The organism is Alteromonas sp. KUL150 (genome assembly GCF_009811475.1).
In the GTDB taxonomy this organism is placed as follows: Bacteria; Pseudomonadota; Gammaproteobacteria; order Enterobacterales; family Alteromonadaceae; genus Alteromonas; species Alteromonas gracilis.
On sequence record NZ_BLIJ01000003.1, the window covers coordinates 97330 to 123774 of the forward strand.

At 44.8% G+C, this 26445-nt stretch carries 18 protein-coding genes; 8 read left to right on the plus strand and 10 right to left on the minus strand.

Annotated elements, in window-relative coordinates; genetic code table 11:
- Position 1: 1 nt before the first annotated feature.
- The 5 genes from GVO62_RS00765 to GVO62_RS00785 form a co-directional block, all read right to left on the minus strand.
- Entirely contained in the window at positions 2–2023 is a 2022-nt protein-coding gene (locus GVO62_RS00765) for an acetyl/propionyl/methylcrotonyl-CoA carboxylase subunit alpha (protein WP_159117321.1), read from the minus strand.
- Positions 2013–2813, minus strand: a complete 801-nt coding sequence (locus tag GVO62_RS00770; RefSeq protein ID WP_159117322.1) for an enoyl-CoA hydratase/isomerase family protein — start codon at positions 2811–2813, stop codon at positions 2013–2015. Before GVO62_RS00770 ends, GVO62_RS00765 begins: the two co-directional genes overlap by 11 nt.
- Positions 2814–2824: 11 nt before the next feature.
- Positions 2825–4432 carry a carboxyl transferase domain-containing protein gene (locus GVO62_RS00775; protein WP_159117323.1) on the minus strand — a complete coding sequence of 536 codons (1608 nt, stop codon included), beginning with the start codon at positions 4430–4432 and terminating at the stop codon, positions 2825–2827.
- Positions 4433–4663: 231 nt separating this feature from the next.
- Positions 4664–5833, minus strand: coding sequence for an isovaleryl-CoA dehydrogenase (locus tag GVO62_RS00780; protein ID WP_120959748.1), 1170 nt, complete (start codon positions 5831–5833; stop codon positions 4664–4666).
- Entirely contained in the window at positions 5830–6237 is a 408-nt protein-coding gene (locus GVO62_RS00785; protein ID WP_105931008.1) for a MerR family transcriptional regulator, read from the minus strand. The genes GVO62_RS00780 and GVO62_RS00785 overlap by 4 nt, the downstream gene beginning before the upstream one ends.
- A gap of 375 nt (positions 6238–6612) precedes the next feature.
- Between GVO62_RS00785 and GVO62_RS00790 the strand changes: the two genes are divergently transcribed.
- The 4 genes from GVO62_RS00790 (at position 6613) to GVO62_RS00805 (ending at position 11879) form a co-directional block, all read left to right on the plus strand.
- Positions 6613–7788, plus strand: a complete 1176-nt coding sequence (locus tag GVO62_RS00790; RefSeq protein ID WP_159117324.1) for a thiolase family protein — start codon at positions 6613–6615, stop codon at positions 7786–7788.
- Between the two features lie 91 nt (positions 7789–7879).
- Positions 7880–9115 (plus strand): alpha/beta hydrolase family protein, encoded by a 1236-nt coding sequence (locus tag GVO62_RS00795; protein WP_236547026.1) that lies wholly within the window; start codon positions 7880–7882, stop codon positions 9113–9115.
- Positions 9108–10343, plus strand: coding sequence for a kynureninase (gene kynU, locus GVO62_RS00800; RefSeq protein WP_159117325.1), 1236 nt, complete (start codon positions 9108–9110; stop codon positions 10341–10343). The genes GVO62_RS00795 and kynU overlap by 8 nt, the downstream gene beginning before the upstream one ends.
- A gap of 99 nt (positions 10344–10442) precedes the next feature.
- Complete coding sequence (locus GVO62_RS00805) at positions 10443–11879, plus strand: diguanylate cyclase (RefSeq protein WP_236547027.1); 1437 nt, start codon at positions 10443–10445, stop codon at positions 11877–11879.
- 158 nt (positions 11880–12037) lie between these two features.
- On the opposite strand, the gene GVO62_RS00810 is transcribed toward GVO62_RS00805, so the two are convergent.
- Together GVO62_RS00810 and sbcB are read right to left on the minus strand one after the other, a co-directional pair.
- Positions 12038–13693 carry a DUF342 domain-containing protein gene (locus GVO62_RS00810; RefSeq protein ID WP_159117343.1) on the minus strand — a complete coding sequence of 552 codons (1656 nt, stop codon included), beginning with the start codon at positions 13691–13693 and terminating at the stop codon, positions 12038–12040.
- Positions 13694–13818: 125 nt separating this feature from the next.
- On the minus strand, positions 13819–15249 hold the full coding sequence (sbcB, locus tag GVO62_RS00815; RefSeq protein ID WP_159117326.1) for an exodeoxyribonuclease I: 1431 nt from the start codon (positions 15247–15249) through the stop codon (positions 13819–13821).
- Positions 15250–15668: 419 nt separating this feature from the next.
- Between sbcB and GVO62_RS00820 the strand changes: the two genes are divergently transcribed.
- A complete protein-coding gene (locus GVO62_RS00820) occupies positions 15669–16661 on the plus strand; it encodes an isoaspartyl peptidase/L-asparaginase family protein (RefSeq protein WP_159117327.1) in 993 nt (330 codons plus the stop codon).
- A gap of 161 nt (positions 16662–16822) precedes the next feature.
- Positions 16823–17242 carry a CBS domain-containing protein gene (locus GVO62_RS00825; protein WP_120959734.1) on the plus strand — a complete coding sequence of 140 codons (420 nt, stop codon included), beginning with the start codon at positions 16823–16825 and terminating at the stop codon, positions 17240–17242.
- A 64-nt stretch (positions 17243–17306) separates the two neighbouring features.
- On the opposite strand, the gene GVO62_RS00830 is transcribed toward GVO62_RS00825, so the two are convergent.
- The 3 genes from GVO62_RS00830 to GVO62_RS00840 all read right to left on the minus strand — a co-directional run bounded on the left by GVO62_RS00830 (position 17307) and on the right by GVO62_RS00840 (position 23485).
- The gene (locus tag GVO62_RS00830) at positions 17307–19574 is read right to left on the minus strand and encodes a phytase (RefSeq protein WP_159117328.1); all 2268 of its coding nucleotides are present in this window, start codon (positions 19572–19574) and stop codon (positions 17307–17309) included.
- 5 nt (positions 19575–19579) lie between these two features.
- On the minus strand, positions 19580–20698 hold the full coding sequence (locus tag GVO62_RS00835; protein WP_236547028.1) for a metallophosphoesterase: 1119 nt from the start codon (positions 20696–20698) through the stop codon (positions 19580–19582).
- A gap of 81 nt (positions 20699–20779) precedes the next feature.
- On the minus strand, positions 20780–23485 hold the full coding sequence (locus tag GVO62_RS00840; protein WP_159117329.1) for a TonB-dependent receptor: 2706 nt from the start codon (positions 23483–23485) through the stop codon (positions 20780–20782).
- A gap of 447 nt (positions 23486–23932) precedes the next feature.
- Here GVO62_RS00840 and GVO62_RS00845 point away from each other — a divergent pair, with 447 nt between their 5' ends.
- Positions 23933–24844, plus strand: coding sequence for a diguanylate cyclase domain-containing protein (locus tag GVO62_RS00845; RefSeq protein ID WP_159117330.1), 912 nt, complete (start codon positions 23933–23935; stop codon positions 24842–24844).
- A 49-nt stretch (positions 24845–24893) separates the two neighbouring features.
- Complete coding sequence (locus GVO62_RS00850; RefSeq protein ID WP_159117331.1) at positions 24894–26168, plus strand: AraC family transcriptional regulator ligand-binding domain-containing protein; 1275 nt, start codon at positions 24894–24896, stop codon at positions 26166–26168.
- Positions 26169–26445: the final 277 nt, after the last annotated feature.

The following is a 26445-nucleotide window of genomic DNA, read 5'->3' on the forward strand; positions in this document are numbered from 1 at the left end:
GTTAGCCCTCGTCAGCTTCTTTAGAAGAAAAAGCTAATAAGGTCGAACCTCCATCAACTAGTTCGCCTGGCTGAAAGAAGAATTCCTCAACTGAGCCGTCATAGGGGGCGGTAATACTATGCTCCATCTTCATCGCTTCCATTACCAAGATAGGTTGACCTTTAGCAACCGGCTGATTTTTCTCTACCAAATGAGCAACAATGGTTCCGTTCATTGGAGCGCTAAAGTTCGCATCAGCATCTGCGGAATTTTCGTCGCCCAGCGAAGGAGAGATAACGCTGAACTTGGCATGGGTGTCTTTGTTAAATAGAGTATATTGACCATCATTATCAGAAAATGAATATGTGGTTTTATAGCCATCAATGGTGGCATGTAGAACGCCACCAGCAATCGAACCCGTTGCATTATAAGTGTTTTCGCCTATGGTTAATCGGAAACCGCAGGATACTCCATCATTTTGGTGTTGAACTTCAACCAGGATTTCTTGCTGATCGCATAGTAACGTTAAGTATTCAAAATGCCGACTGTTCGATCTCCAAGCCCCTGGAGCTGACCATACAGGTGGAGTCTTCTCTAAACCCTTGGCATTTTTCTTTCTGTGCAATAATGCTAGTAACGCTATCGCAGGTGTATTTACGTGGGTGTCATTGCTTGCGCTGCTTGCGTCTGAATTAAACAAGGAATCATGATGCTTTTCTACAAATGTTGTTGTTAGTTCAGCTGAAACGAAAGCAGGATGACCAGCCACTCGCTTTAAAAAGTCGATGTTTGTGCTAACACCATCAATATAGTATTCGCCAAGCGCACTGATTAAACGCTTCAATGCGATTTCTCGATTCTCGCCCCATACAACAAGTTTCGCAATCATGGGGTCGTAGAAAACGCTAACTTCATCGCCTTCAACCACGCCGGTATCAACTCGGACAACATCGGTCTCTTTTGGCGTACGAAGTAATGCTAAGTTGCCTGTAGAAGGCAAGAACTCGTTTCCTGGATCTTCGGCATAAATACGGGCTTCGAATGCGTGTCCCGTTAATGTAAGCTCATTTTGTTTTTTGGGTAGCGGCTTACCCTCGGCTATGGTTAACTGCCAGTAAACCAAATCCTCGCGAGTGATCATCTCTGTAACAGGGTGCTCAACCTGCAAACGCGTGTTCATTTCCATAAAATAGAAAGATTCGTCTTCGTCCAATAAGAATTCGACGGTGCCAGCACCCACATAATTGATTGCTTGTGCAGCCAAAATAGCGGCCTTGCCCATTTTTTCTCTAATTGAGGGAGACATATTGGGAGCCGGCGCTTCTTCTATTATTTTCTGATGTCTTCGTTGAACCGAGCAGTCTCGCTCGAAGAGGTAAACGCCGTTACCATGGGTGTCACAGAAAACTTGGATTTCAACGTGGCGAGGACGAGTAAGGTACTTCTCAACCAACATATGGTCATCGCCAAAGCTAGCCATGGACTCACGTTTAGCTGCATTTAACGCTTGCGAGAATTCATTTGAATTCCAGACTTGTCGCATCCCCTTACCGCCGCCACCTGCAGCTGCTTTTAGTAATACGGGATAGCCCATGTCATCAGCCGCGCCTTTTAAGACAGCCTCGCTTTGCTCATCTCCATGATAGCCGGGCACTAAAGGAACGCCGGCTTGTTCCATGATGTGTTTCGCAGCAGATTTAGACCCCATAGCTTCGATAGCAGAAGCTGGTGGGCCTACAAAAATAATATCGTTTTTTGCACAAAGGTTCGCAAATTCTGCATTTTCAGAGAGGAAGCCATAGCCTGGATGAATAGCATCTACACCGAGTTCCTTCGCTTTTTCAACGATTAATTCGCCACGTAGATAACTTTCTTTCGACGGTGAGGGCCCCAGAAAAACAGCCTCATCGGCCATTTTTACGTGTTGCGCGTTTTTATCAGCTTCGGAATAAACGGCGACCGTTTTTATACCCTGAGCGTTGGCTGTCTTGATAACACGGCAAGCAATTTCACCGCGATTTGAGATTAATAGTTTATTTATCATTTTCCACCTCTACCCACGAAGCACTGCGTTTCTCTAAAAAGGCTGATAAACCCTCCTGACCTTCGTCAGACGTTCTCACTTCAGCAATAAGTTTGCTAGTTTCTGAAAGAAGCGAGTCGTTAATTTCTTGCGATGACACCCACTGAACTAGACTCTTAGCCTTCGCTACTGCTTGCGGGCCGTTCTTGAGAATGTTTGATAAAAGATTATCAATGGTACTGTCGAGTTCATCTTCAGTCACTGACTCACTAAGTAGACCCAGTCGTCGGGCGCGACGGGCAGAGAATACTTCTGCTGTCTGGAAATAACGTCGGCTAACGCGCGTTCCCATCGCCTCTACTACATAGGGACTTATGGTTGCCGGGATAAGGCCAATCTTAACTTCACTTAGACAAAATTTGCTGAGTTTGCTTCCAATGGCAATGTCACAACAGGCTATTAAGCCAACAGCACCACCGAAAGCGGCTCCCTGAACTCTGGCAATGGTTGGTTTTGGCATTTCGTAAAGTGTCTGCAGCATTACTGCTAGCGCTAAAGCATCACTTTCGTTTTGCTCTTTGGTAAAACTCGCCATTTTTTTCATCCAGTTCAGGTCTGCACCAGCGCTAAAGCTTTTTCCTTCAGCCCTTAGAATAAGTGCCCTTACTGTCGAATCTTCCGCTGCTTTTTTGAAAACACGAGTAAGCTCGCTGATCATTTCATCGTCAAAAGCATTGTGCTTTTCTGGTCTGTTTAATGTGACCGTGGCTACGTTTCTTTCATCTACGCTATAGATAACTGATTGTTCCATAATCGGTACTCCTACATTCTGAATATGCCAAATTGGGTGTCTTCAATAGGCTTGTTGAGAGACGCTGAAAGCGACAACCCAAGCACTAAACGCGTATCTGCAGGATCGATGACGCCATCGTCCCAAAGCCTTGCCGATGCGTAATAGGGGTGACCTTGCTTCTCGTAGGTATCGATTACAGGTTGTTTGAACGTTTTTTCTTCTTCATTGCTCCATGTTTCACCAGCGCGTTCTTTTTGGTCGCGTTTGACTTGAGCTAAAACGCCCGCCGCTTGCTCACCACCCATAACAGAGATACGAGCATTAGGCCACATGAATAAAAACCTCGGGTCGTAAGCCCTTCCACACATCCCGTAGTTCCCCGCACCAAAGCTACCGCCGATAAGGACAGTGAGTTTAGGCACGTTCGCACATGCTACTGCGGTAACCATTTTTGCACCGTGTTTCGCTATGCCACCGTGCTCATATTGCTTACCTACCATGAAGCCAGTTATGTTTTGCAAAAATACCAAAGGTATTTTGCGCTTGGCGCATAGTTCGACGAAGTGCGCGCCTTTAAGTGCACTTTCACCAAAAAGGATGCCGTTATTAGCCACGATGCCTATAGGAAAACCGAAGATACGTGCAAAGCCACAAACTAGCGTTGTGCCGTATAGAGATTTGAACTCATCAAAATCTGAGTCATCGACGATGCGAGCGATGATCTCACGTACATCATATGTTTGACGACTGTCAGCAGGCACGATGCCATAAATCTCTTTAGTGTCGTAACGAGGGGGCTTAACCTCTGCAATATCGGCGCATTCAGGCTTTTTCCGGTTAAGCCTAGAGACCGCATTTCGGGCCATTGAAAGGGCGTGATGATCATTATTGGCAAGGTGATCTGCAACACCAGAAATACGCGTGTGTACATCACCACCACCGAGTTCTTCAGCGGTAACTACTTCGCCGGTGGCAGCTTTCACCAGAGGCGGGCCTCCAAGGAAAATAGTCGCTTGTTCTTTCACGATGATACTTTCATCAGCCATCGCTGGAACATAAGCACCGCCAGCGGTACAAGAGCCCATGACGACCGCGATTTGAGGAATATTCTTCGCTGACATATTGGCTTGATTAAAGAATATTCGGCCAAAGTGCTCTCTATCTGGGAAAACCTCATCTTGACGTGGCAGATTGGCGCCCCCCGAGTCAACCAAATAGATGCATGGTAGATGGTTCTGTTCAGCGATGGTTTGCGCTCTAAGGTGTTTTTTAACCGTAAGAGGGAAGTAGGTTCCGCCTTTCACCGTGGCATCATTGGCAACGATCATACACTCTATACCAGCAACGATACCTATACCTGCAACAACGCCCGCACAGGGTACATAGTCATCATACACTTCCCATGCGGCAAGCTGGCCTATTTCTAAAAATGGGGTGTCGTCATCAATGAGTGCATTTATTCGGTCACGAGGTAATAACTTTCCTCGAGATACGTGCCGTTCGGCGGCTTTTTCGCCACCACCCTTGCAAATTTGTCCAATTTTTTCGAGGAGATCATTCACCTGTGCCTGCATATGCTCGGCGTTAGCGATAAATGTTTCAGATTTCGTATTTATACTTGAGCGAAGAACGGGCATAACCCCTCCTTGTGTTGGGCATCGGCGACGTTGCCGAGTAAACCATGGTTAGCATGACACCCATGCCAAGAGATGCTGTTGCGATGGGTGTCTTTGTAATTTCGTTTTTCTAATTGAGTAATGCTTTATGTTTGTTAACGCTTTAAAGCGTGGGTGTCTTGCTAGGTTGCTTTTAACGCATATTAAAAACAACCCAGCTATAAAACATAGGTCGACACCCTGTAATCCCTTCTATTTAGACTCGTTAAATAGTTCACGCCCTATAAGCATTCGGCGGATTTCCGAAGTACCCGCTCCAATTTCATATAGCTTTGCGTCTCGTAATAAACGCCCTGTGGGATATTCGTTGATGTAGCCGTTACCGCCAAGCAGCTGGATTGCGTCGAGTGCCATCTTGGTGGCAAGTTCTGCTGAATAAAGAATAGCGCCAGCCGCGTCTTTACGCGTTGTTTCACCGCGATCGCAGGATTGAGCAACCGTGTAGACATAAGCACGGGCCGCATTCATTTGCGTGTACATATCAGCAACTTTGCCTTGAACAAGCTGAAATTGGCCTATTGATTGCCCAAATTGCTGGCGGTCATGGATATAAGGAACAACGATGTCCATGCAAGACTGCATGATACCCAGTGGGCCACCGGATAAAACAAGTCGCTCGTAATCCAATCCACTCATCAATACGCGTACGCCTTCGCCTTCTTTACCAAGAATATTCTCTGCAGGCACCTCACAATCTTCAAAAACTAGTTCGCACGTATTTGAAGAACGCATACCGAGTTTGTCTAATTTTTGTGCGCGACTAAAGCCCGGGAAATCTCGCTCTACAAGAAACGCCGTGATGCCTCTCGGGCCAGCATTAGGGTCAGTTTTCGCATAAATAACAAAAGTGTGGGCGTCGGGACCATTCGTGATCCACATCTTATTGCCGTTTAGAATATATTTGTCACCGCGCTTTTCGGCTTTTAATTTCATGCTGACAACATCAGAGCCCGCATTTGGTTCACTCATTGCTAATGCACCAATATGCTCTCCGCTGACTAATTTAGGGAGATACTTTTCTCTTTGTGCATCGTTCCCGTTCTTGTAAATTTGATTTACGCAAAGGTTAGAGTGGGCACCATAACTAAGGCCAATACCACCAGACGCGCGACTAACTTCTTCCATAGCAATGGTATGTGCAAGGTATCCCATGTCAGAACCGCCGTATTGCTCTGAGACCGTCACACCTAAAAGACCCATGTCACCAAGCTTTTTCCACAATTGGTTTGGAAATTGATTGTCAGCATCAGCTTGTTCAGCAAGAGGTGCTATTTCGTTTTGAGCAAACTGATAGACCTGGTCGCGCAGCATTTCGATGTCTTCGCCAAGTCCAAAATTTAAAGTAGGGTAGGAGGTATTCATGCGATTTTTCCTCGTTTGAGTTCTGCGAGTTCTTCTCGGCAGCGGGCTTCGACGTCATCCAGCTCTGTCATCAACATCTGGATGTCTTCTAATTGTTGCTTTAGCACCGCTCTTTTCTGTTCAGTCATTTCAAGCATCGCTTCTAACTGAACAGCCGAATTTGGATTAGTGTCGTACATGTCGAACAGTGTTTTAACTTCCGCTAACGAAAAGCCTAGACGTTTACCGCGTAGAATAAGTTTTAATCTCACCCTGTCTTTATTGAGATAAACGCGATTCTGCCCCGTTCTTGAAGGCGACATCAGCCCTTGTTCCTCATAAAACCGGATAGAACGAGGAGTGATATCAAACTCTCGAGCGAGCTCACCTATTGCATACGTTTGTTCTTCGTCGTACTTGTTCATTACACGTACCTTGTGTTTAGCGCTGTTTAACACCCGTTATTTAACATGGGTGTCATTGTAATTACGTTCTGTACGTTGAGTGGGTGTCATCGCAATAGCATTGAGTGGGTGTCATCGCAATAGCACTATGGTTCTAGCGTATACACTTCTTCACAACGCTATAGTTAAAACGTAGTGTTTAGTTGACACATACTCAGTACAGGTTTACGTTAACGTTAATTACATTTTACGTTAAGGTAAAGTAACATTTTGCTAACGTCAATTTTTCATGGTGAAGGCAGGGCGTTGCAGCTGATTGTGGTGTTTACTTTTGTATACATCTGAAAGTCTTCCTTCACTTAACATTATGGATATTAATAATTAAAGGGCACGAGCATGAGTAACGAATCAGTAGTGATTGTCGCGGCTAAACGCACACCTATGGGTGGTTTTAATGGTAGTTTGTCTTCGTTGGCTGCGACCAAACTCGGAGAAGTTGCGATTAAAGCCGCATGTGAAGGGATGGATGTCTCTGCAATTGATGAAGTTATTATGGGATGCGTATTACCTGCGGGTCTTGGTCAATCACCAGCTCGTCAAGCATCATTGGGAGCCGGGCTTCCGCTTAGCGCTGGCGTAACAACCATAAATAAAGTGTGTGGTTCAGGTTTGAAAGCAGTAATGATGGCGCATGACCTAATCAAAGCGGGCAGCGCTACAGCGGTCGTAGCCGGTGGTATGGAAAGCATGAGCAATGCACCATACATGTTGCCTAAAGCAAGAACGGGATATCGAATGGGTCATGGTCAAGTGCTCGATCACATGATGCTTGACGGTCTTGAAAATGCCTATGACGGTAAAGCGATGGGATGTTTTGCACAGGATACCGCAGATGAAGAAAATATCTCTCGTGGGGAGATGGATGAGTTTGCACTAAGCTCACTCTCTAAAGCTCACGAAGCTATAAATAGCGGTACTTTTTCTGACGAAATTGTTCCAGTTACGGTCTCCTCACGCAAAGGTGATAGCGTTGTCGATACCGATGAAGGCCCAGGCTCGGCGCGCCCTGAAAAAATTCCTACGCTAAGACCAGCATTTAAAAAAGACGGAACGGTAACGGCTGCAAACTCTAGTTCAATATCTGATGGGGCTGCCGCTCTTGTTGTAATGAGTGAGAGTAAAGCGACAGAGTTAGGCTTAGCCCCGCTTGCGAGGGTCGTTGCACATGCAACACACAGCATTGAACCTGAAAACTTTACTGTTGCCCCTGTTGGAGCAATGGAAAAGGTACTAGATAAAGCGGGCTGGGAAAAAGAGGACGTTGATCTCTTTGAGATTAATGAAGCGTTTGCCATGGTCACTATGCTGGCGATCAAAAAGCTAGGCCTTGATGAAAGCAAGGTGAATGTAAAAGGCGGAGCATGTGCGTTAGGTCATCCTATTGGTGCATCAGGTGCGCGCATTCTTGTTACGCTTCTTCACGCTTTAAAGCAAAAAAATGCCAAAAAAGGTATCGCATCTCTATGCATTGGAGGAGGCGAGGGTGTTGCCCTTGCTGTTGAAATGCTGTAGCTCGACATTGGCTTACATGAAAATGATTTAATCGTAGAGTGCCGCTGTTTTTGCGGCACTCTGTGTTTTAATAAGAGAAAAAATATACACCATGAAGAATACAGCCAAAACGTTCAAGTATTGGGGGCTTCTAACAGCGCTTTGCCTTTTTCAAAAGTTTGCTACAGCTCTACCGCAGTTATCGCAGCATCAAGTTATTTTCACGCAATCTGACGCTAACGTTGTTAATCGCACAAACGCTTCTTTTTTTACCGTTTCACAAACACCATCAGCAATGTCGATTAACAATGACACCCATCGCACGGTTTCAAACCCATTATTCAGTCATGGCAGCAATGACGAATCCGCGATGCTTTCTAACGTTTCATATCAAACAAATGCAGGGACTGCTCCGCCAACAATTTCTAAAAAAGACACCCATGATAAAATTGACGGTAAAGAAGACACCCACGCAAAAAGCCTCAATGTTAATAGAGACAATAAAGAAGACACCCACACAAAAAGCCTCAATTTTAATAGCGAAGAAAAAGCGGCCGTTCAGAACGAAAAGCTAACGCAAGTGCCCTATGCTGCGTTGGGTGTCTTGCCAATGCGAGAGCATGATGAGCAGTTTAGCTATGGCGCAGAAGCCTTGCAGCGTGTTTATGTTTGGCATGGGCGTGATGCGTTAGATACAAGCTTAAGTGGGAAGGCAATGGTGTTCGTGCATGGAGGCTGTTGGCTAAATGCTTATGGTTACGAACATGCGAAAGGTTTGTACAGCGCGTTGGCGAATTTAGGGATGGGTGTCTATGCAATAGAATACCGGCGTGTAGGCGATGAAGGTGGTGGCTGGCCAGGAAGCCTAAACGATGTAGTTAGTGCAATAAATACTTCACTTGAGCGTATTACGCTACAAGGTGATTATTCAGAAACGTTTATAGCGGGCCATTCAGCGGGTGGCCATCTTGCCTTGCTCGCGACACAGCAAATGCCACAGCAGTTAGCACGCTATGGAGTGAAACAAGTCGTTGGCTTGGCGGCAATAACGGATGTCCGCTCATATGCCCATGGCACGAATAGCTGTCAAACTGCAACAGAGGCATTTATGAAAACTACGCCTACTGAAAATCCAGACGCGTATAACAACGCCTCGCCGAACGCAACGCTTATTCACACTCCGGTTGTATTGCTACAAGGTGATGCTGATAGCATTGTGCCAGTACAGCACGCTACAATGGCGGGGGCAGAAAAGCGCATAATAAATAATGGCGGCCATTTTGACTGGCTGCACCCTGAATCGACGTCTTTTGATGCTTTACTTGAGGTTATTAGTGAACATGATTAACAAGGTTTTTTCCGCAGAGCAGCTTGATAATAAAGATCCGCTAGCGCTAAAAGTGGAAGCATTTTCTCTGCCAGATGACACCATCTATCTTGATGGTAATTCGCTTGGTCCATTACCTAAGTCAGCCGAAGCGCGAGCAAGTGAAGTGGTGAAACAGCAGTGGGGGCAGGACCTTATTACAAGTTGGAACAAGCATCAGTGGATTTCTTTGCCGCAGCTTGTAGGTGATAAGATTGGTAATTTGATTGGTGCAAAGAACGGTCAGGTTATTTGCTGTGACTCAATTTCTATTAATTTATTTAAAGTACTGAGCGCTGCGCTAAAAATGCGCCCTGAGCGAAAAGTCATTGCCACTACACGGGATAATTTTCCAACTGATATTTATATGGTTCAAGGGTTACTCGAACTGTTAGGCGATGAATACAGCGTGCGCTATATCGATGAATCAAATATCGGCGCTCAGCTATCTGATGACATTGCAGTACTCATGCTCACCCAGGTAAATTTTAGAACTGGTCTTAAACTAGACATGCAAAGCATCACAGCGTTAGCACACGATAGGAACATTTTAACGCTATGGGATCTCGCCCATAGCGCTGGTGCGTTTCCAGTTTGTCTCGACGACTGTGACGTCGATTTTGCGGTAGGGTGCACCTACAAGTATCTGAACGGTGGTCCAGGCGCACCTGCATTTATTTACGTTGCCGAGCGCCACCAGTCACAGTACAAGCAGCCTTTGTCCGGTTGGATGGGACATAGCGCTCCTTTTTCATTTTCTCCAGACTACGCACCAGATAGCACGGTAAAGCAGAATTTGTGTGGAACGCCAGGTGTTATTGGGATGAGTATTTTAGATGCGGCGTTAGATGTGTTTGACGGCGTGTCGCTCAAGGCTATCGATGAAAAATCAAAGAAGCTTCAGGCTTTTTTCATTGCAGAGGCAAAAAGGGCTGGCGTTTTAGACTATTTCAGCCTGGTTAGCCCGCCGATTGATGTAAGAGGGAGTCAACTTGCCCTTGCTCATGACGAGGCATACGCGATTTGCCAAGCATGGATAGCGGAGGGCGTTATTGCCGATTTTAGAGCGCCTAATATCTTACGTATCGGGTTTGCTCCGCTTTACCTTAGCTTCACTAATGTAGAAAAAGCAGTACAAACGCTTAGCGACATCATGGTCGAAAAACGCTATGAAAATGCTACTTTCCAACAAAGACAGAGTGTAACCTGAGCGATTAAACAAGTTCGTCCGCTATTTAATTGCAATTTAAGCGATTACGCTTAATACTTCGCGGTTGTCATTGTTTTTAGTCAATATTTGGGTGTGTGGTTGAAAAAAATAGAAATGCGTCTTTGGGTCTATATTCTCTTCGTAGGAGCAAGCTTTTTTAGTGCGCTTCTATATGCTGCACCCGAAGATCAAATTTCATCCACGACTTCCGAAGAAGTTACCTACTGCATCGACCCAAACTGGGCACCTTATGAAGCAATAAGAAATGGAATTCATGTGGGTATTTCGGCACAGTATATGAATCTAATTGCCGATATTACTGGCTTGAAATTCACACTGGTTAAAACCGACAGTTGGCAGCAAAGCTTGGAGTATATTCAACGAGGGGAGTGTCAGCTTATTCCTATGCTGAATACTTCTGACTATCGAAAACAATTTTTAGATTTTAGTATTCCGTATTTTGAAGCACCCAATGTACTCGTGGCAAAGGCCGGAACGCCTATGCTTCAGGGGTATTCAGGTGTTGGAAATCGCACTGTTGGTATAGTTCAAGGTTACAGGCAGGTCGAATATATTTCTCGCCATTATCCCGGGCTACGTTTAAAGCTTATTCCGTCGGAAGAGGAAGGCTTAAAACAGCTCGAAAACGACGAATTTGATGTCATGGTTGGTTCATTAATGAGCGTTAATATGCACATTAATAATCTGAAACTAAAGGACTTAAATATCGTTGGTTATGCAGAGCCATTCGACTCTTTGGCCTTTGGTGTCAATAAATCCTACGGTCATTTGGTTGAAAAATTGAATTATGCTATCGAGCGTATTCCCGAGTCGCGGAAAGTAGAAATATATAAACAATGGAACAATGTTCAAATTCGCTACAGCCGCAATTATTCAGTGATGATATTGACTACTGTTATTGTGCTAATAAGCTTGCTTTGGCTGATATCACGAAATCGCCATGTGGGTGGCTACAAACGTATAATAAGTCAGAAAAACGAAGAAATATCAGCACTACAGGCGACCTTACTGGAGAAAAACAGAACGTTGGGCTTTCTTACCGCTCACGACACGGTCACCGGGTTGTATAACCGTAACCACATGATTCAACGTGCGGAGGAAGAAATTTCTCGGTTCAACCGTTTCCACACCACTGCTTCACTCATCATTCTAGAGTTAACGCCATCCCAAGATGGTGATCTTCCCCTCGACGCATCGATGCGAGAAGATACGCTGAAAGTAGTCGCTACTCACTGTTTGAATACAGTAAGGGAAGTGGACGTAGTATCTCGTTTTAACGGGGAACAATTTATCATCCTTTGCCCGCAAACCGAGCTAGACTCAGCGAAAATTCTTGCAGATAGGTTGCTTGTATGTCTTATGGGACACTATCTGCTAAGTGAAAACTTTAACGTAGCCATTGGTATGTCACAGCTTAAAGAGTCTGAGGAATTTCCCGAATGGATGGAACGCACTGTTAAAGCGCTTTACCAATCAAAACGGCAGGGTTTTGGAAGCGTAAGTGTAGCGCAATAAAACTATTTGCTCGCTGAATGACTTATCGCAGACATTTAACGCGAGCTGTTAGCAATACTGCGCTCAGTAGTTGTTTAATTACATTTAACCGCACGCTTTACAGTCAATGATAACCATGGGCTGCCAAGCGTATTAATCGCGTTAGGCAGCACGCCAGATTAGATAATAGGTTCATAGTGCCATTGATGAGCGTCGTAGTGGATTTGTGCGCGATCATACTCTCGCTCAGACCGCCAGTTTCTATTGTTCAGCTTAGCTGACACGCCTGGATATAAACGTTTGTTGGCGATAAGCTTTATATCAGACTGATAGGTTTCTTTTGCCGTTTTGACCTCGTTGGCTTTATTCTCTAACCACTCAAGCAATGCACTCTCGTTATTAAACAGCTCGATTGCTTCAGCGGCTTTACGCTGAAGTTCTTTGGGGATTTTTTTACTCTGGATAAGGGTTATTTTTTCTTTATGCTTCAAGTTGTTTTCACGAATCTGACGCAGCAGTTCATCTAACGAGTCTTTTCGTTCTAGTAACTGGTTAAAACCAGGGCTAAAGTCTACTTTTAACGTACTGCCAGACACAGCGCCAAGTGTACCCGCTTCAACCCTGCTTTGACTTATAATGTCGCAAGCAAAAAGGTTGCCCATAGGTTTGTCGATTTGCCCAACAATAACGGCTCCGCCGCAGCGAAGACGACTGTACGCAAGCTGCCTACCTACTGTTATGTTCCCACTACACTGAACATCAATACCTTGACCGTGCTGTACGTGAATACTGCCGGCTGCAACTAATTTGCATTGATATTCACCCTGGGTATCGTTAACTTTGCCCATAGCGCCTTCGGTAATGATAATGTCGCCACCAGCTTCAATATGCGCTGACTCAACAAAACCATTTATGGTTACGTCACCTGCCGCTTTAATCTGCATTTTTTCAGTGACATCGCCGTTCACTAATACTGCGCCTTCGTAATTAACGTGGCCAGTACCTACATTCACGCCATTACAGATAAAGGTGTCATCGATGTTCATTATCTGATCGCGATACTTAGGCATACCAGAAATAGATGACATAAGAAGGTTGGCGTCGCTGTCTGAAACTACAGTGCCGCTTCCCATTTTAAAGTCAACCCACTCGCCAGATACGGCGGGGAGCTTATTGCCCCTTACGTCAAAACCTGAGCGACCTTTCGTGGGTTCAGTACGCCTCAAAACAGGCGTATTAACTTTTACACAAATAACTTCACCCAAGTTACGCATGTCAACGCGCTCGCCATCATTGGTTTGAGGTTTGAGTACACGCTCTAATGCATTAGGAACCAGTGGAATAAATTTGGAGTTTTTACCATTACGCGCGGGAAGGCCCTTCGCCACGGTTTCTTCAAGCACAGTACCAGGCTGAGATTGCTTAGCAGCACTAAGCATAGCGGTTATGGTTTTTGTACTTAAGCCGCGAACAACTCTGTTTTTAACGGCTAAAGATTTAACTGTGCTTAGTGACGGAAGTTTACCGCCGTAAGGCGTAGTGAGGATAAGGTTAGCCCTCATGCCATCTTCTGGCACTCTGAACTCTATCTCTGCGTTTTTGCGCTCACCAATTCGCTCTTGAACGATAGTGCCATCACCGGTTTTAAAATAGTGATTTGCAGTGTCACAGGCTGTTTTTAACGCTTTTTCTGAAACATAAAGTCGTTTTGTTTCGCCGGTATCTAGCAGCTGTCTTATTTCTCTTATGTCCACTTCTGACGTAAATTCAGAAGGGTTAAGCATCAGGTTAATATAGGTTCTAGATTTATCGAAACTTATTGTTACGCCGTTCATGACATCGTTATTCCCTTGCGCACGTGAATTATTGTTATCGGCAGCATAAACGCATTCCTTGACCTTGTTCACAGGTTGCCGTTCTTCTCTGAGTCTCTCTAATTTATGATGTTCTAAAACCTCCGTCAAAGGTTTTCGGCATATTGGTAAAGCGCACGCAAAATGGCTTGTTTATCTGGGTTGTCGCTGTGCTCCTGAGCGAGTGACTCAAGTTTCATCATGTAAGATTCTAAAGTTATTGAGCCATGAAACGCAGGATCAGTAAGACGTGCTTGACGGTGGTATTGCCATTTTGTCATCTCATCGGCTGTCAAAGTATTTGGATAGTTTCGCGCTCGATAGCGAAACAACAGCTTCTTCAATCCCTGATGTTGCGTTTTGTCACTGAACGTCGCCAACTCTTCTGGCTCAGCGTCAATAACGCTCTCACACCAGCGGCGCTCCTCGTCGTTTAAAAAGCCGCCGCTGTATAACGCATGGTCAATATCTTGTTCGCTCTCGTGTTGCTCACTTTCGTATAAGGCTACAAGTTTGCTAGCTAATTCTGGTGTAGTGGCTAATTTTTTATAGTTCTCTAGGCAACGCTCTCTGTTCAACCCTAGTCGTTCTGCATTGTCTTCTGTCATCGCTTTTGCAGTCGTAATGAAAGGAGAGCGGTTTACGTGAATGAGTTTAACGCCCGGACGCTCTCGCGGGTCGTCAAACGTATCTGAAGGTGCATAGAGCGCTTGTTTAATCTCATCTGGCGAATCGTTGATTAAGCTTTCGATATCATGGGATAAATCAACAACTATAAATGCGTTTGAATTTGTAGGGTGTTTAGCAATGGGCATCACCCAAGTACAACAACCTTGAGAAGCGGGTAGTTTTGAAGAGATGTGCAATAAGACGGAAGGTTTGCTCAAATCAATTTGCTGCATAACCGTATGCTTGTTGCGTAACGACAACGCATAGTCAAATAAACGTGGCTGCTTTTCTTTTATAAGCTTAGCCAGCGATATTGTGGCATATACATCGTTTAACGCATCGTGAGCGTTGTCGTGTCCAATATTATTTGCAGCGGTTAGGGCTTCAAGTTTAAAGCTCGGTGCTCCATCTTCTCGCAATGGCCAGTTTATTCCCTCTGGCCGTAATGCATAACAAGCTCTCGCTACGTCAATAATATCCCAGCGGCTATTGCCGTTTCGCCATTCTCGTGAATACGGGTCGTAGAAGTTTCTATAAAACAAATAGCGCGACACTTCATCATCGAAACGAATACTGTTGAAACCGACGCAACAAGTATTGGGTGTAGACATCTCTTGATAAATCTTTGCAGCGAAATCCGCCTCATTTGAGCCGTCTCTTATTGTCTGTTGAGGGGTTATTCCCGTCACTAAACACGCTTCTGGATGAGGCAAGTAATCGTTGGCGATAGCGCTTATAATATTGATGGGCTTGCCTATAACGTTTAGATCCATATCCGTTCTAACCGCGGCGAATTGGCAAGGGAGATCTTTTTGTGGGCTCGTGCCAAAGGTTTCAAAGTCGTGCCACAAAAATGTAGGTGTATGCATAACCACCAGTGTGTTTTAAGTGAAATATTGAAGGCAGTGTACACTGCGTAAAATACAATACCAAATGCTGACGATTATATAGCCAATTCTTTTAAAGATAAGTGGTGTTAAAGAATATCAAACACACTTGTCACGCACGTTTATCTTCTCGACAGCGCTGTAAAAATTATATACGCACTCACCTTAACCATTATCTTTAACCATGAAGCGGCCTAGCTTGTCTCCTATTATTGTGCCATGTTATTACATCACTATTTTCAAAGCATTATTATCATAAATGCTAGGTTACCTATGCGGATTGGTATTGAAGGTAATAAATTCAGAAACCTTTTTTGGGAGTACACACGTTGAATAAAACTCATTGTTTCGTGCCAGTTAAAAGACTTTGCAAAACCGTTTTGGCCGCAGGCGCAGTAGCCATGACGACGGTTGCGTTGAGTGGGAATGCTTTCGCTGAAAAGGGAGGCCAACGGTCGTCCAAGGTTGCAATTGCTATACACGGTGGTGCCGGCACTATCTTGAAATCGTCGATGACGACGGAAAAAGAGGCGGCGTACAAAGAGATATTGTCTAAAGCGGTAAAGCATGGGTATACGCTTTTGCAACAGGGTGAAAAAGGTGAGGTTGCCGTGGTGGAAACCATCAAAATACTCGAAAGTTCACCCTTATTCAATGCGGGCATTGGGGCGGTGTATACCTTTGACGGTGAACACGAGCTTGACGCCTCGATCATGCATGGCGGAAGCAAAAATGCAGGTGCGGTGGCGGGGGTTAAAACCATTCGAAGCCCCATTGAAGCTGCGTTACTGGTAATGAACGAGTCACCCCATGTAATGCTATCTGGGAAAGGGGCTGAAGAATACGCAAAAGAAAATGGTCTTGAGCAAGTCGACAATTCTATTTTTGATACAGAGTTTCGCAAAGAAGCGCTTGATAGAGTGAAGGCGCGAATGGAGCAAGCCTCTAATGGTTATGGCTCACAACAAGGTAACGAACGCTTTGGAACGGTTGGCGCTGTTGTATTGGACAGTGACGGCAACATTGTCGCTGGAACCTCTACCGGCGGAATGACGGCAAAGCGCTATGGAAGAATAGGGGACTCACCGATAATTGGCGCAGGCACCTACGCTGATAACGAGAGCTGCGCTGTCTCTGCCACTGGGCATGGGGAGTATTTTATTCGTTATCATGTGGCAGCTGATATTTGTGCTCGCATGAAATATCAAGAAATAACGCTAGAGCAGGCGGCCAACACGGTTGTACATGATGTGTTAGTTGAAGCCGGTGGCGACGGTGGGGTTATTGCTATTGATGGCAAAGGTAATATTGCTATGCCATTTAACTCAGCAGGTATGTACCGCGCTAGCATAGATACCGAGGGAAACATAACCGTGTCTATCTATAAAGACTAGTTGTTATTTTAATGTTAAATGTGCTGGCTTGTCGCTCAGTAAAGGACTAGTCTTAAAGTGTGGGGGAAATTGCTTTCACGTATACTTAAAATAATTAAAGTGCCGTATCGCCAATAGTTAGCAGTATCGGTCACAGCAGGCGCCGCGGCTGGAGAATGAAGATGGAATCGTTGCAAGTCAGTGATTATATGAACACTCACCCAGTAAAGCTCAACGTTGATATGCCTGTCGCGCAGGCCGTTGAAGCTTTACTAGCCAGCGGTCAGAGTGGTGGCCCGGTAATTGATAACAAAGGTAAAGTCGTTGGTTTCCTGTCTGAGCAAGATTGCATTGCTCAAATGATTGCATCGAGTTATTACCGCGAACAAATTTGTAGGGTGGGGGAAATCATGAAAACTCCCGTGGTTTCTGTAAAGCCTTACATGTCGGTAATTGAACTAGCGCAGTTGTTGTTAAAAGAAAAGCCCCGGGTTTACCCTGTAGTTGATGACGATGGCGTACTTTTAGGCTGTATAAACCGAACGGCGGTGCTGCGAGCTATAGACGTTCAGCTAAACGACGGGTATCGTCGCGCAGGCTGATAAGGGATGTCAAAATGTAGACAAGGAAGAGGGTACTCGTTCTTGTCTACGTTATTTGCGCGTATTAGTTAATCAGTTCGTTTGTATTGTTTACTAAGCGTCTTATCGCTTCTTTTAAGGTCGCCCCAGAGACCAGTTTAAAGTTTTGTGTTTCTGATGGCATAACGTTTCTGCCGTCTTGCACTACCCACAGACCTTCGTTGTAAATACCACCTAAGTTGGCGTTGGTAGCTTCCAGCCCATCGGTTTCGGATACGCCATCAATCCCATTATTTACATCGGCAGTGATTTGTATAAGCCCTGTATATGTCAGTTGGCCGGTGTTTTCTGTGTTAATCGCGTAGATTGCATAGCTGTTATTCCCCTGGCTAGATGCGATCAGATATTTTTGTTCATCAACGGTAAATAGCGCCAACCCCTCAATATCCGCTTCAACTGGCGGTGTAATTGCTGCAATAAATGTAGGTGTATTATCAGTAGAGCTGATATCTAGCGCCCAAACACCAGCAGCTTCCTCACCGAGGTAAGCGGTATTGGTTTGCGTATCTACCACGCAACCTTCAGGCTGTGATGGAAGAGAAAATGACTGGCTTAACTTTCCTTCCACTACCTTATTTTCGCCGATTAATAATTTGTATCGCTCGAAGCGACCACTGGTATCGTTCGCAAACACATGAGCTATACCGTCATCAACATAGAGGCACATACCGTAAATGTCGCTAAGCGTTGTTTTGATCTCGCCTAAATGGGTGAGGTTGCCGTTTTTATCTATATCAAAAACAGACAAACTGTTGTGTGAGCGGTTTGAAGCAACAGCAATGTCGGTAAACCTTTTATCGCCAACGCTGTTCATACTGTTTACGGCAACCTTGTATCCAACGTCGACGTTATTAACTCTCCCGACGGCTAGGCTTTGATGCTGCTTACCTAAAAGATCATAGGTATTCAACGCGCCTTTTTTATCAGTGCCCACTATGCGGCTTTGCGAAGGGGTCTGTGCGTTCACCCAAATAGCAGGGTCATCAGCCGCATCTCCAAAGTTTTGCACAGGCTGCGTTTCAGCTGATGGGAAAACATTGGCTGTAGAATGCTTGGAAAAGTCACCATTATTGCTTGTACCTGTTTCGTTTTCTTTAGAAAGACACCCATCGTTAAAATAAGCGTCAGACAACTTACTAGGCAGTTCTGCCGCATAAACGTTACCCGATGCGTCATCGTCTACGATTAGCGAAATACGTGGCTCTATCCCACGTGAAGATACTGCCAAGTGAATAAATTCAGGCTCAATGGTTTCAGCTATTCCATTTGTGTCTTGCACCAAAGTTATGAACTCAGCATGACATTGATTTTGTAGCCATACTCCGCTTTTATCTGGGCTAACCCAGCCAACAAGGCTACTGTTTAAATGTGAGATGTTGTTCGACACAGTGCTCACGCCTTCAACCGGCGTATCTGCGTCATGAAAAATAAGCGTTTTTTCTAACTCACTTTCAATGTGAGCATCAATCTTCCAAACCCCAGCAAACTCATCCGCCAAATAGATGTTTTGCGTCTTAAGATCGACACTACAGCTTTTGATTCCTGGGCCTATGGCAAAATTACGAAGCGGTAAAAACTGGTCATTGTGCAGTTCATACTGGTTGAGGGTGCCAGTGGCATCAACATTGACGATATGGGGCGTTCCGCTAGCACTAGTGGCTGCGCATAGTGCTTCTGAGCCTTTAGTCAGTTGGCTAAGTCGTTGTTCCTTATCCAGGGTATCAACAGACAAGCGATAAACTTCTATATGTTGCGTGTTGTTATTAAACACTACCAAAGACACCCATTGCTTATTTTCTGAGGTAATTACTTCAGCGTGTGCAAGCGCAAAGCTGCCCTCGATAAATTGAGTTTTACCTAGGCGGTTAGTTAGCGAAATGCCTTCATACTCGTTTATTTGAAGGTTAATAGCTTGGGTGTCTTCGTAAGAATGACTTTTTTCTGATGGCTTTACTTCAAGCGTGTCGTTGCCATGGGTGTCACTATAAGTCCGTGTTACTTCAAGCGTGTCGTTGCCATGGGTGTCATTGTAAGTTCGTGACTCAGGCTCTGAGGTTTTTGTGCTGTTAGCCTGGGTGTCTTTATAAGTATGAACATTGCTTTGGTAATAAAGCGTTTGCTCAAAACCTTTTTTAAGGTGTGTAAGCGTAAGTACAGTACCTGTGGACGCGACTTCAGTCTTCGAGGCTGTCGTATCTTGCGCTGCACAGCTAAAGAGTGCGGTTAAAGTGCCGGTAAAAACGGCGGTCTTTGCTAATGCGCGGTGTAGCACTTTTGTTTTTTGATTATCCATTGTCATTATTGATCCTGAATCGTGGTCGTCGAAGACGCCTTACTGGCTTTATTCATTGTGTGGGTGTAAATCGTCTTCCCATTGTGATCGATGTAATTAAGGAAGATGTTTTTAGCTGTAACGCTCACACTGACAAAGCCGCCCGTCGATTTTGCGAATTGTGTAAAGTCGTAATTACCAACCGGACGCACTTCTGAGCCGCCACCGGATACAACGTGCACCAGGTCATCCCCGGGTAATTGATTGTGCTGAAGATCGTGCTCGTGCCCCGCAATATAAAGGTTCACGCCATGGTTGTGAAAAATGGGCTCTAATACGTCTTTGATAGCTTCTGTTTTGCCATAGCGTTTACCACTTGAATAAAGTGGATGATGTCCAATGACAACTTTCCAGGTGTATTGCTCTTTAGCCAACATAGTATTTATCCAAGCAAGCTGCTCGGATGCCCCTTGTGAATACGCTTTTTGATATTTAGTTTCATCTGCATAGTCGGGGTTTAGCGGAGACGTATCGATAAATAACAAGAGTGCTGAGCTTCCATCGTCAAGCTTTAACGTCTTACTGTAATACCGCGCCGGCATTTCCCAACGTCGACTCTTAGTGCTGTAATCTATTTGCGCCTGCCAGTTACCTCGATAGTCATGGTTACCCAGCACAGGGTACCAGTCGATGAATAAATGAGGTTGATGATAAATGTTTTCGTAAGAAGACAGCCAGTAAGGGTCGTCAATTGACGCAATGCCATTATCGTAGAAGTTATCGCCGGTGGTTGCGATAAATTCGGCATCTAATTGGTAGCTTGCAATATCTAGCCATTTAGCAACGTGTTTTTGATAAAAGTGACCATTGCGACCCCAGTCACCTAATGTTAAAAAAGAAACCGCGTCATCCGGTACCGATAAACCTTCAATCGTGGTGTGCGCGTAGTAACTATGTGAATACTGCTCGTTGGTAGCCTTCGCATTTTCAATAGCTACGTTAGTTTTTGCCGCGGAATGAGCGGGGCTTGTTTGCTCTGCCTCTACAAACTCTGAAGTAAGGCTGCAAGTGAAACAAAACGCAACCGCAAACAAGGTTGCGAATGTTGGTTTTGTGGCAGGGAGAAATGTGGGTAAACCGTGCATGAAAGACTCTCAAAAGCAGGTGACGCAAGCCACATGATAGAAGCTTGCGAACATCTGAACATTAACAACAAATAAAAGTGATTAATTTAGCTGCCAAGTAAAACCTAGCTCGAAGGTACGGCCATATTCTTCGTACTGTGCGTTTTGACTACGCGTATCAAAGTAGTTATAGAAAGGCTCGTCACCTAGGTTAATGCCGTTGAAATACACCTGCATGCTGTCGTTAATGTAATAACGGGCCATGAAATCAATCTGTACGTGGTCATCTTCAAATCTCAACATATCACCATCAATTTCTTCAAAGTTTTCACTTTTATACGTGGTGGCAAGACGTACGCTGAAATCATTCGCTTCGTAACCAATGGTTAAGTTACCAATGCGATCTGATTGGTTTGGTAACTGAGTTTCGAACGTTTCGCCATCTAAGAATGTGGTGGCCTCAGAGTCGGTGAACGTTGCGTTGGCAGATACAATAAACCCGTTATTGAAGGCTTTGACCCAAGAAAGTTCCAAACCAGTTAAGTCAGCAGAGTCGCCATTAATTGGCTGAATAACTTCTTCAAAGCCTTCCCAGCCGGTGGTACCTGCAACATCTGCATACACAACAAAGTTGTCAATGTTCTTATAGAACAAACCTGCCGAAATTACGCCAATGTCACCAGGGTAGTATTCAAGTGACAAATCAACGTTTTGTGCTTCATAAGGCTGAAGCTCTGGGTTGCCCACTTCTGCCTCACGTTCCGTAACGAATACGCCATCATCTTCTTCGGTTTTACTTTCGATAATTTGAAACGCAGCCACATCTTCAAATTTTGGACGTGAAATGGTTTGAGTGTAGGCGGCACGAAGCTGTAGCTTATCAGAAAACGTATATCTGGCGTTTACACTCGGTAGCCAGTAGTCATAGTTGCGTTCAGCTTCCCATGGTGTGTTGACCACTTCTTCTACATCGGTTTGTTCGTTTTCAACAAGCTCTACGCGCATGCCTGACGTTGAAAAGTCGGTACGCTCATAGCGAACACCGGCGACCAAGTGAAGCTTTTCAATATCAACGCTGCCCATTACGTAGGCGGCAAAGATATCCTCTTCATTTACATATGTGGCACCGCGAGATTCTACTTCTGAATTGAGGCTATCTACTTCAAGGCTTGAGCGGTTATCGTTAAAGTAGCTGCGCATTACGCCGCGATTAAGCCCAGGGCCGAAGTCACCGAGTGCATACTCTGGGCTAGCAGTGCCAAACTGAGAGGCATCTAGCCCGTCAAAGTCGCCATCAAAAATTGTGATGCTGCTGTCTCTGTCTTTTTCTCGGCTGCGATATTTTGAACCGAATTTGAATTCACCAATGTATCCGCCCAAGTTAACAGGGCGTGATGCGTCAAATTTAATACTGGTTTCGGTATCTTTGGTGTAGTTGTCTTCAAAACTGATTTCATCTACCTCATAGGTAGATAAGTCCATGGCATCAGCGTTTTGCGACACTGTTGGGCGCATGGTGTTTAAATCAGCGTTAATGCTGTCGTTTTCTGTTTTAAATACATAGTACAAAGCGTCTGGTTCGTCTTCATCAGACTTTGCATAGCCAAGTTGCCAGTTTGCTCTCCACGTCTCTAACTGATGCTCACCACCTAGTGCCACAGTAAAGATACTTTGGCTTTCGTAACGATCTTTACTTTCTCTTTCTATTTCCGAGTCTTCACCGTCAAAAGTGAAAATGTTGCCCTGACGGTATTCGTCATCAGAAAATTCACTATATAGTGTGCGAAGGAAATACTGGTTGTTGAAGTCGGGACGAAAATCAATGTTCAGCGCACTACCTAAACGTTCGCGAGTGATTGTGTAGTCGCGTTGCTCAAGCTCGTCATCACCATTGCTTTCAACGTTATCCGAACCAAAGTCTCTGTCAAAGTAAGAGATAGCGCCGGCAACACCCCACTCAGATGAAAGCTTTTTAGTAAAGGTACCGGACAGCTTTGGACTGGTTTTATCCACTAAATCATTTTGACTTGCTTGAACGGTAACGCTTGCAGTATCACGGGCTTTATCAAAGGCGCTTACGCTTTTAACCGCCACCGAGCCACCAATGGCGTCGCCGTCCATATCTGGTGTAACAGATTTCGATACTTCTAATGTTTGGATGAGTTCAGATGGAATAACGTCAAGGGCAACAGAGCGCACGCCAGACTCTGGAGAAGGAATATTCAAACCGTTGATGGTTACGTTATTGAGGTTGGGGTCGATACCGCGAATTCCTACAAAGCGACCTTCGCCTTGGTCACGTTCTATAGAGAGCCCGGGCAGACGTTGTAGGGATTCAGCAGCATTTTGGTCAGGAAATTGACCGATAGCGTCTGCCGAAACAATAGATGAGATACGGTCAGATACGCGCTGCTGGTTGATGGCGCTTGCTTGTCCGCTTCGTTGACCTCGCACCAAAATCTCATCAATGGTATCGCCGTTACCAAATTCGACGGCAGCGCGGGCAATACCATTGTCTGTCACGTTAATCGTTTGCGTGACGGTATCTTCACCAAGATAAGAGATTTCTAGGGTGTAGGTGCCTTCAGGAATAGAAGGAAAGCGAAACGTGCCGTCTCTGCCTGCTTCAGTGGTAAGGCCTAGCTCAATAAGTTTAATTCGTGCGCCGGCATAGCTTCGAGCCTTGGCGGCATCTTTTACTGAGCCAATAATAACACCATCAGCCGCCATAGCAGGTGAAGCAATGCTTAGGCCTAGTGCCGTAACGCAAGCAAGTGCAAGAGAAGAGTACGCGGTTTTAATTTTCATTTGTTTTCCAATCAATTAAGCAGTCAAAAGGAGTGTTTAGTAAGTGCTAAGTTAACGAGAGAGTACCCTAAGAATCCCGCATGACAGTTATATGACGATTTGATGTTTGTAAAAAGACGTACCGGTTAAAACCCTAGCGACAAGAATTTTTTGAGCTAAATTGACCCTTTCTTATGATTTTGATTTTAATGGTTTTTTTGCGAAATAAAGACAGGGGTAGAAATATTTGCCATGAAGATGTCACATTGATGAGCCAAACTGACCCTCGACACTGCGAACTTATTTAGGCAAGACTCCACGCTTCAACCTTGAAAAGTCAACGCTTCGTGGCGGCATTTGATAACGATTTTTCTGCGTTTGACTATCAAGGTCTACGCAATTTAGCGCGCTTATCAACAGCAGAACAGCTTGCAGTGTGCAAATTATTAAGAGATACCAAGAGGCATTATGTTTACCTTTACCAATAACACCCAGTTTGGACATCATAAATTGTGGCTCGCATTTACCATTAGCGTTGTCGCATTTGCTATGTGTTTATCATTTTCTGTCGGTAACGCTAAACAAAGTGCTAACATTTCAGGGTTAGATATCGTAGGGGAGGGAAGCATCGTCTTACTAACGCTTGCTTGGATACTCGCAGCACTTGCCAGCCGACCGCCAGGTAAAGTTACAAGCCTTCTTGTTTTTGGGCTGGGATTCTTCTTGTTCTCGGCTACCTTAGATTTTTTGGATGAGTTTTTACATTACCCTGAAAGTGCGCATTGGATAAGCATGATTGAGTCTTATCCTGCAGCCGTTGGCATGGTGGTTATGACAGCTGCCCTTTACCAGTGGCATCTTGAACAGAGAGCGCTCAATTTGCAGCTAAGACGCCGTGAATGGGACTATCGCGATCATGACAAAATTGACCCGATAACCCAGCTTTATCGAGCAGAATACTGGAAAGAACAAATTCACAAGCTCCAGCAAGTTAATAAAACCGCTGTGCTCGCCATCATAGATATCAACAATTTCTCCGTGTTTAATCAGCAATATGGATACGCGGAAGGAGACCGGTATCTCCACGAGATTGCCCAGCTAGTGGTAATGAACTTGCGTCAACATGACCTAGCCTGCCGCTATGCTGGCGATCGCTTTGCTATTCTTTTACCGGATGTGTCGTCGACACAGGCCGATATCATTATTAATGAGATAAAGGTCAGTATTCAGCATCTCGCTTTCAGACACAATTTAAACGCTAATGCGATTTATACGACGGCCCGAAGTACACGCGTAACGCTGTTGCCCAATCAGAAGCTTTCCGCAGTCTTAAACGCAATGCTTTTTGAACTTGAACGGCCCCAAAAAAGCGCCGCGTAATCGACAATATAATGAATAAAAAAACGAAATTTAGCGCAGTAAAGACCAGATGGAATTGAGCGTACCAAGTTTTACCGTAGAAGCGACACCGTCATTACTCGATGACGGCAGCGATACACATTGTGAGAACAAGAAGCGTTCGTCTGAGCTAGCTTCAATGGATGTTGACGTAAAACGCAATGCTGGTATGGGGGGCTCTGCAAAAAACACAGCAAAAGACTCAGTAAAAAACACTACAAAAGATAATGTCGATGCATTTTGCGTGGATGTCTTTGTTAGTTCTGATGTTGTGCAGTCAATACACGATAAGGTCATTGCGGGTTATTGGCTGGTTAAGGCTGTACTTGACGTTTCAATTACCCGTGGCGCGAACAAAAACAAGTTGTTCAGGGGCACAGGTATTTTTGAAGACACGCTGCAGCCTAATTCTTTGATCAGTATTAAACAATACCAGTCGCTACTTGCCAATGTTCAAAGTCAAACAAAAGGCGCAGACGTCAGCTTTCTACTGGGCAATGCGTTAGCCTCTCAGTGGTTGCGCAGCCCTTTACACGTTTTGCAAACCTGCGATACGCTGCAGGAACTGCTGACTCACCTTGTACAGCATCAGGCATTTCGTTGGAGCAGTATGCCCTTATGTCAATATCAGCGCTTTGATATTCACGGTAAGATAATTTTGGTCCCTCTGTTCACCCCGGCCAATGTGAAAATGGCACAGTTTGTGAGCGAAATAGGATTTGCCACCTTAATTGCACTTTTAAAAGGCATCGGTAAACAACGCGTTCCGGCTTCTTTTTCTTTTACCTGCCCTCGGCCAAAAAATATCGCTGATTTTGAAACCCATTTAGGGCTTAAACTTACCTTTAATTGTCCAGTCAGCAGCATTAGTTTTGAAAAAAGCGCGTTACATGAATCACTGTCAGCGTCTATTGATAGTGCATCGGATATGACCAATGAGCCTGCATTAGCAACGCATGCTGGCCTCACACTTTCCCCACTTATCTCACTTCCTGACTATGTAAGAAGTCATGTTTACCAATCGATAAGATCGGGGCATTCGGGAAGTGCTCTGCCCGAGCTTGCCGAAAAGTTAACCATTAGCCCAGCTACACTCAAGCGCAAGTTGAAAGAGTTCAATACCAGCTATCGTCAATTATCAGAAGAAGTCTGGCGCAACTACGCATTGATTTTGCTGTCTGTATATAAAGCCAATAACGAAGAGGCGGCCAGTAAAATGGGTATCAACGATTTACCTAATTTTCGCCGTACAATTAAGCGGCTAACGGGCAAAACCCCGAGTGAGCTAAGACTCTTAAACACGTAACTTGTGTAAACCCGAGTAATTCCCTTTTCAATAGCGCTAAAAACTTTTATCCTCTCCCGCTTATGTTTTTTTACGTTTTTAAATTATGAAAGACGCAATGTTCATTGCGCGACATTATTGACGTAAAAAATTGACGTAAAAATTGATGTAAAATCTGTTAAGGCTGCAGCAAACCATGCGTGTAAAGGTCTTAAGTGCTTAGATTGTCTGTTTATTTGCGATCCAGAAAGGCCAAATACAAGACGGCACCGTTGTCGCTAATCATTTGTAGATAAGT

Bases quoted from the DNA above. Each gene is read 5' to 3' on its own strand.
- GVO62_RS00765 (WP_159117321.1), bottom strand. From the start codon at position 2,023: ATGATAAATAAACTATTAATCTCAAATCGCGGTGAAATTGCTTGCCGT.
- GVO62_RS00770 (WP_159117322.1), bottom strand. From the start codon at position 2,813: ATGGAACAATCAGTTATCTATAGCGTAGATGAAAGAAACGTAGCCACG.
- GVO62_RS00775 (WP_159117323.1), bottom strand. From the start codon at position 4,432: ATGCCCGTTCTTCGCTCAAGTATAAATACGAAATCTGAAACATTTATC.
- GVO62_RS00780 (WP_120959748.1), bottom strand. From the start codon at position 5,833: ATGAATACCTCCTACCCTACTTTAAATTTTGGACTTGGCGAAGACATC.
- GVO62_RS00785 (WP_105931008.1), bottom strand. From the start codon at position 6,237: ATGAACAAGTACGACGAAGAACAAACGTATGCAATAGGTGAGCTCGCT.
- GVO62_RS00790 (WP_159117324.1), top strand. From the start codon at position 6,613: ATGAGTAACGAATCAGTAGTGATTGTCGCGGCTAAACGCACACCTATG.
- GVO62_RS00795 (WP_236547026.1), top strand. From the start codon at position 7,880: ATGAAGAATACAGCCAAAACGTTCAAGTATTGGGGGCTTCTAACAGCG.
- kynU (WP_159117325.1), top strand. From the start codon at position 9,108: ATGATTAACAAGGTTTTTTCCGCAGAGCAGCTTGATAATAAAGATCCG.
- GVO62_RS00810 (WP_159117343.1), bottom strand. From the start codon at position 13,693: ATGAACGGCGTAACAATAAGTTTCGATAAATCTAGAACCTATATTAAC.
- sbcB (WP_159117326.1), bottom strand. From the start codon at position 15,249: ATGCATACACCTACATTTTTGTGGCACGACTTTGAAACCTTTGGCACG.
- GVO62_RS00820 (WP_159117327.1), top strand. From the start codon at position 15,669: ATGACGACGGTTGCGTTGAGTGGGAATGCTTTCGCTGAAAAGGGAGGC.
- GVO62_RS00825 (WP_120959734.1), top strand. From the start codon at position 16,823: ATGGAATCGTTGCAAGTCAGTGATTATATGAACACTCACCCAGTAAAG.
- GVO62_RS00830 (WP_159117328.1), bottom strand. From the start codon at position 19,574: ATGGATAATCAAAAAACAAAAGTGCTACACCGCGCATTAGCAAAGACC.
- GVO62_RS00835 (WP_236547028.1), bottom strand. From the start codon at position 20,698: ATGCACGGTTTACCCACATTTCTCCCTGCCACAAAACCAACATTCGCA.
- GVO62_RS00840 (WP_159117329.1), bottom strand. From the start codon at position 23,485: ATGAAAATTAAAACCGCGTACTCTTCTCTTGCACTTGCTTGCGTTACG.
- GVO62_RS00845 (WP_159117330.1), top strand. From the start codon at position 23,933: ATGTTTACCTTTACCAATAACACCCAGTTTGGACATCATAAATTGTGG.
- GVO62_RS00850 (WP_159117331.1), top strand. From the start codon at position 24,894: ATGGAATTGAGCGTACCAAGTTTTACCGTAGAAGCGACACCGTCATTA.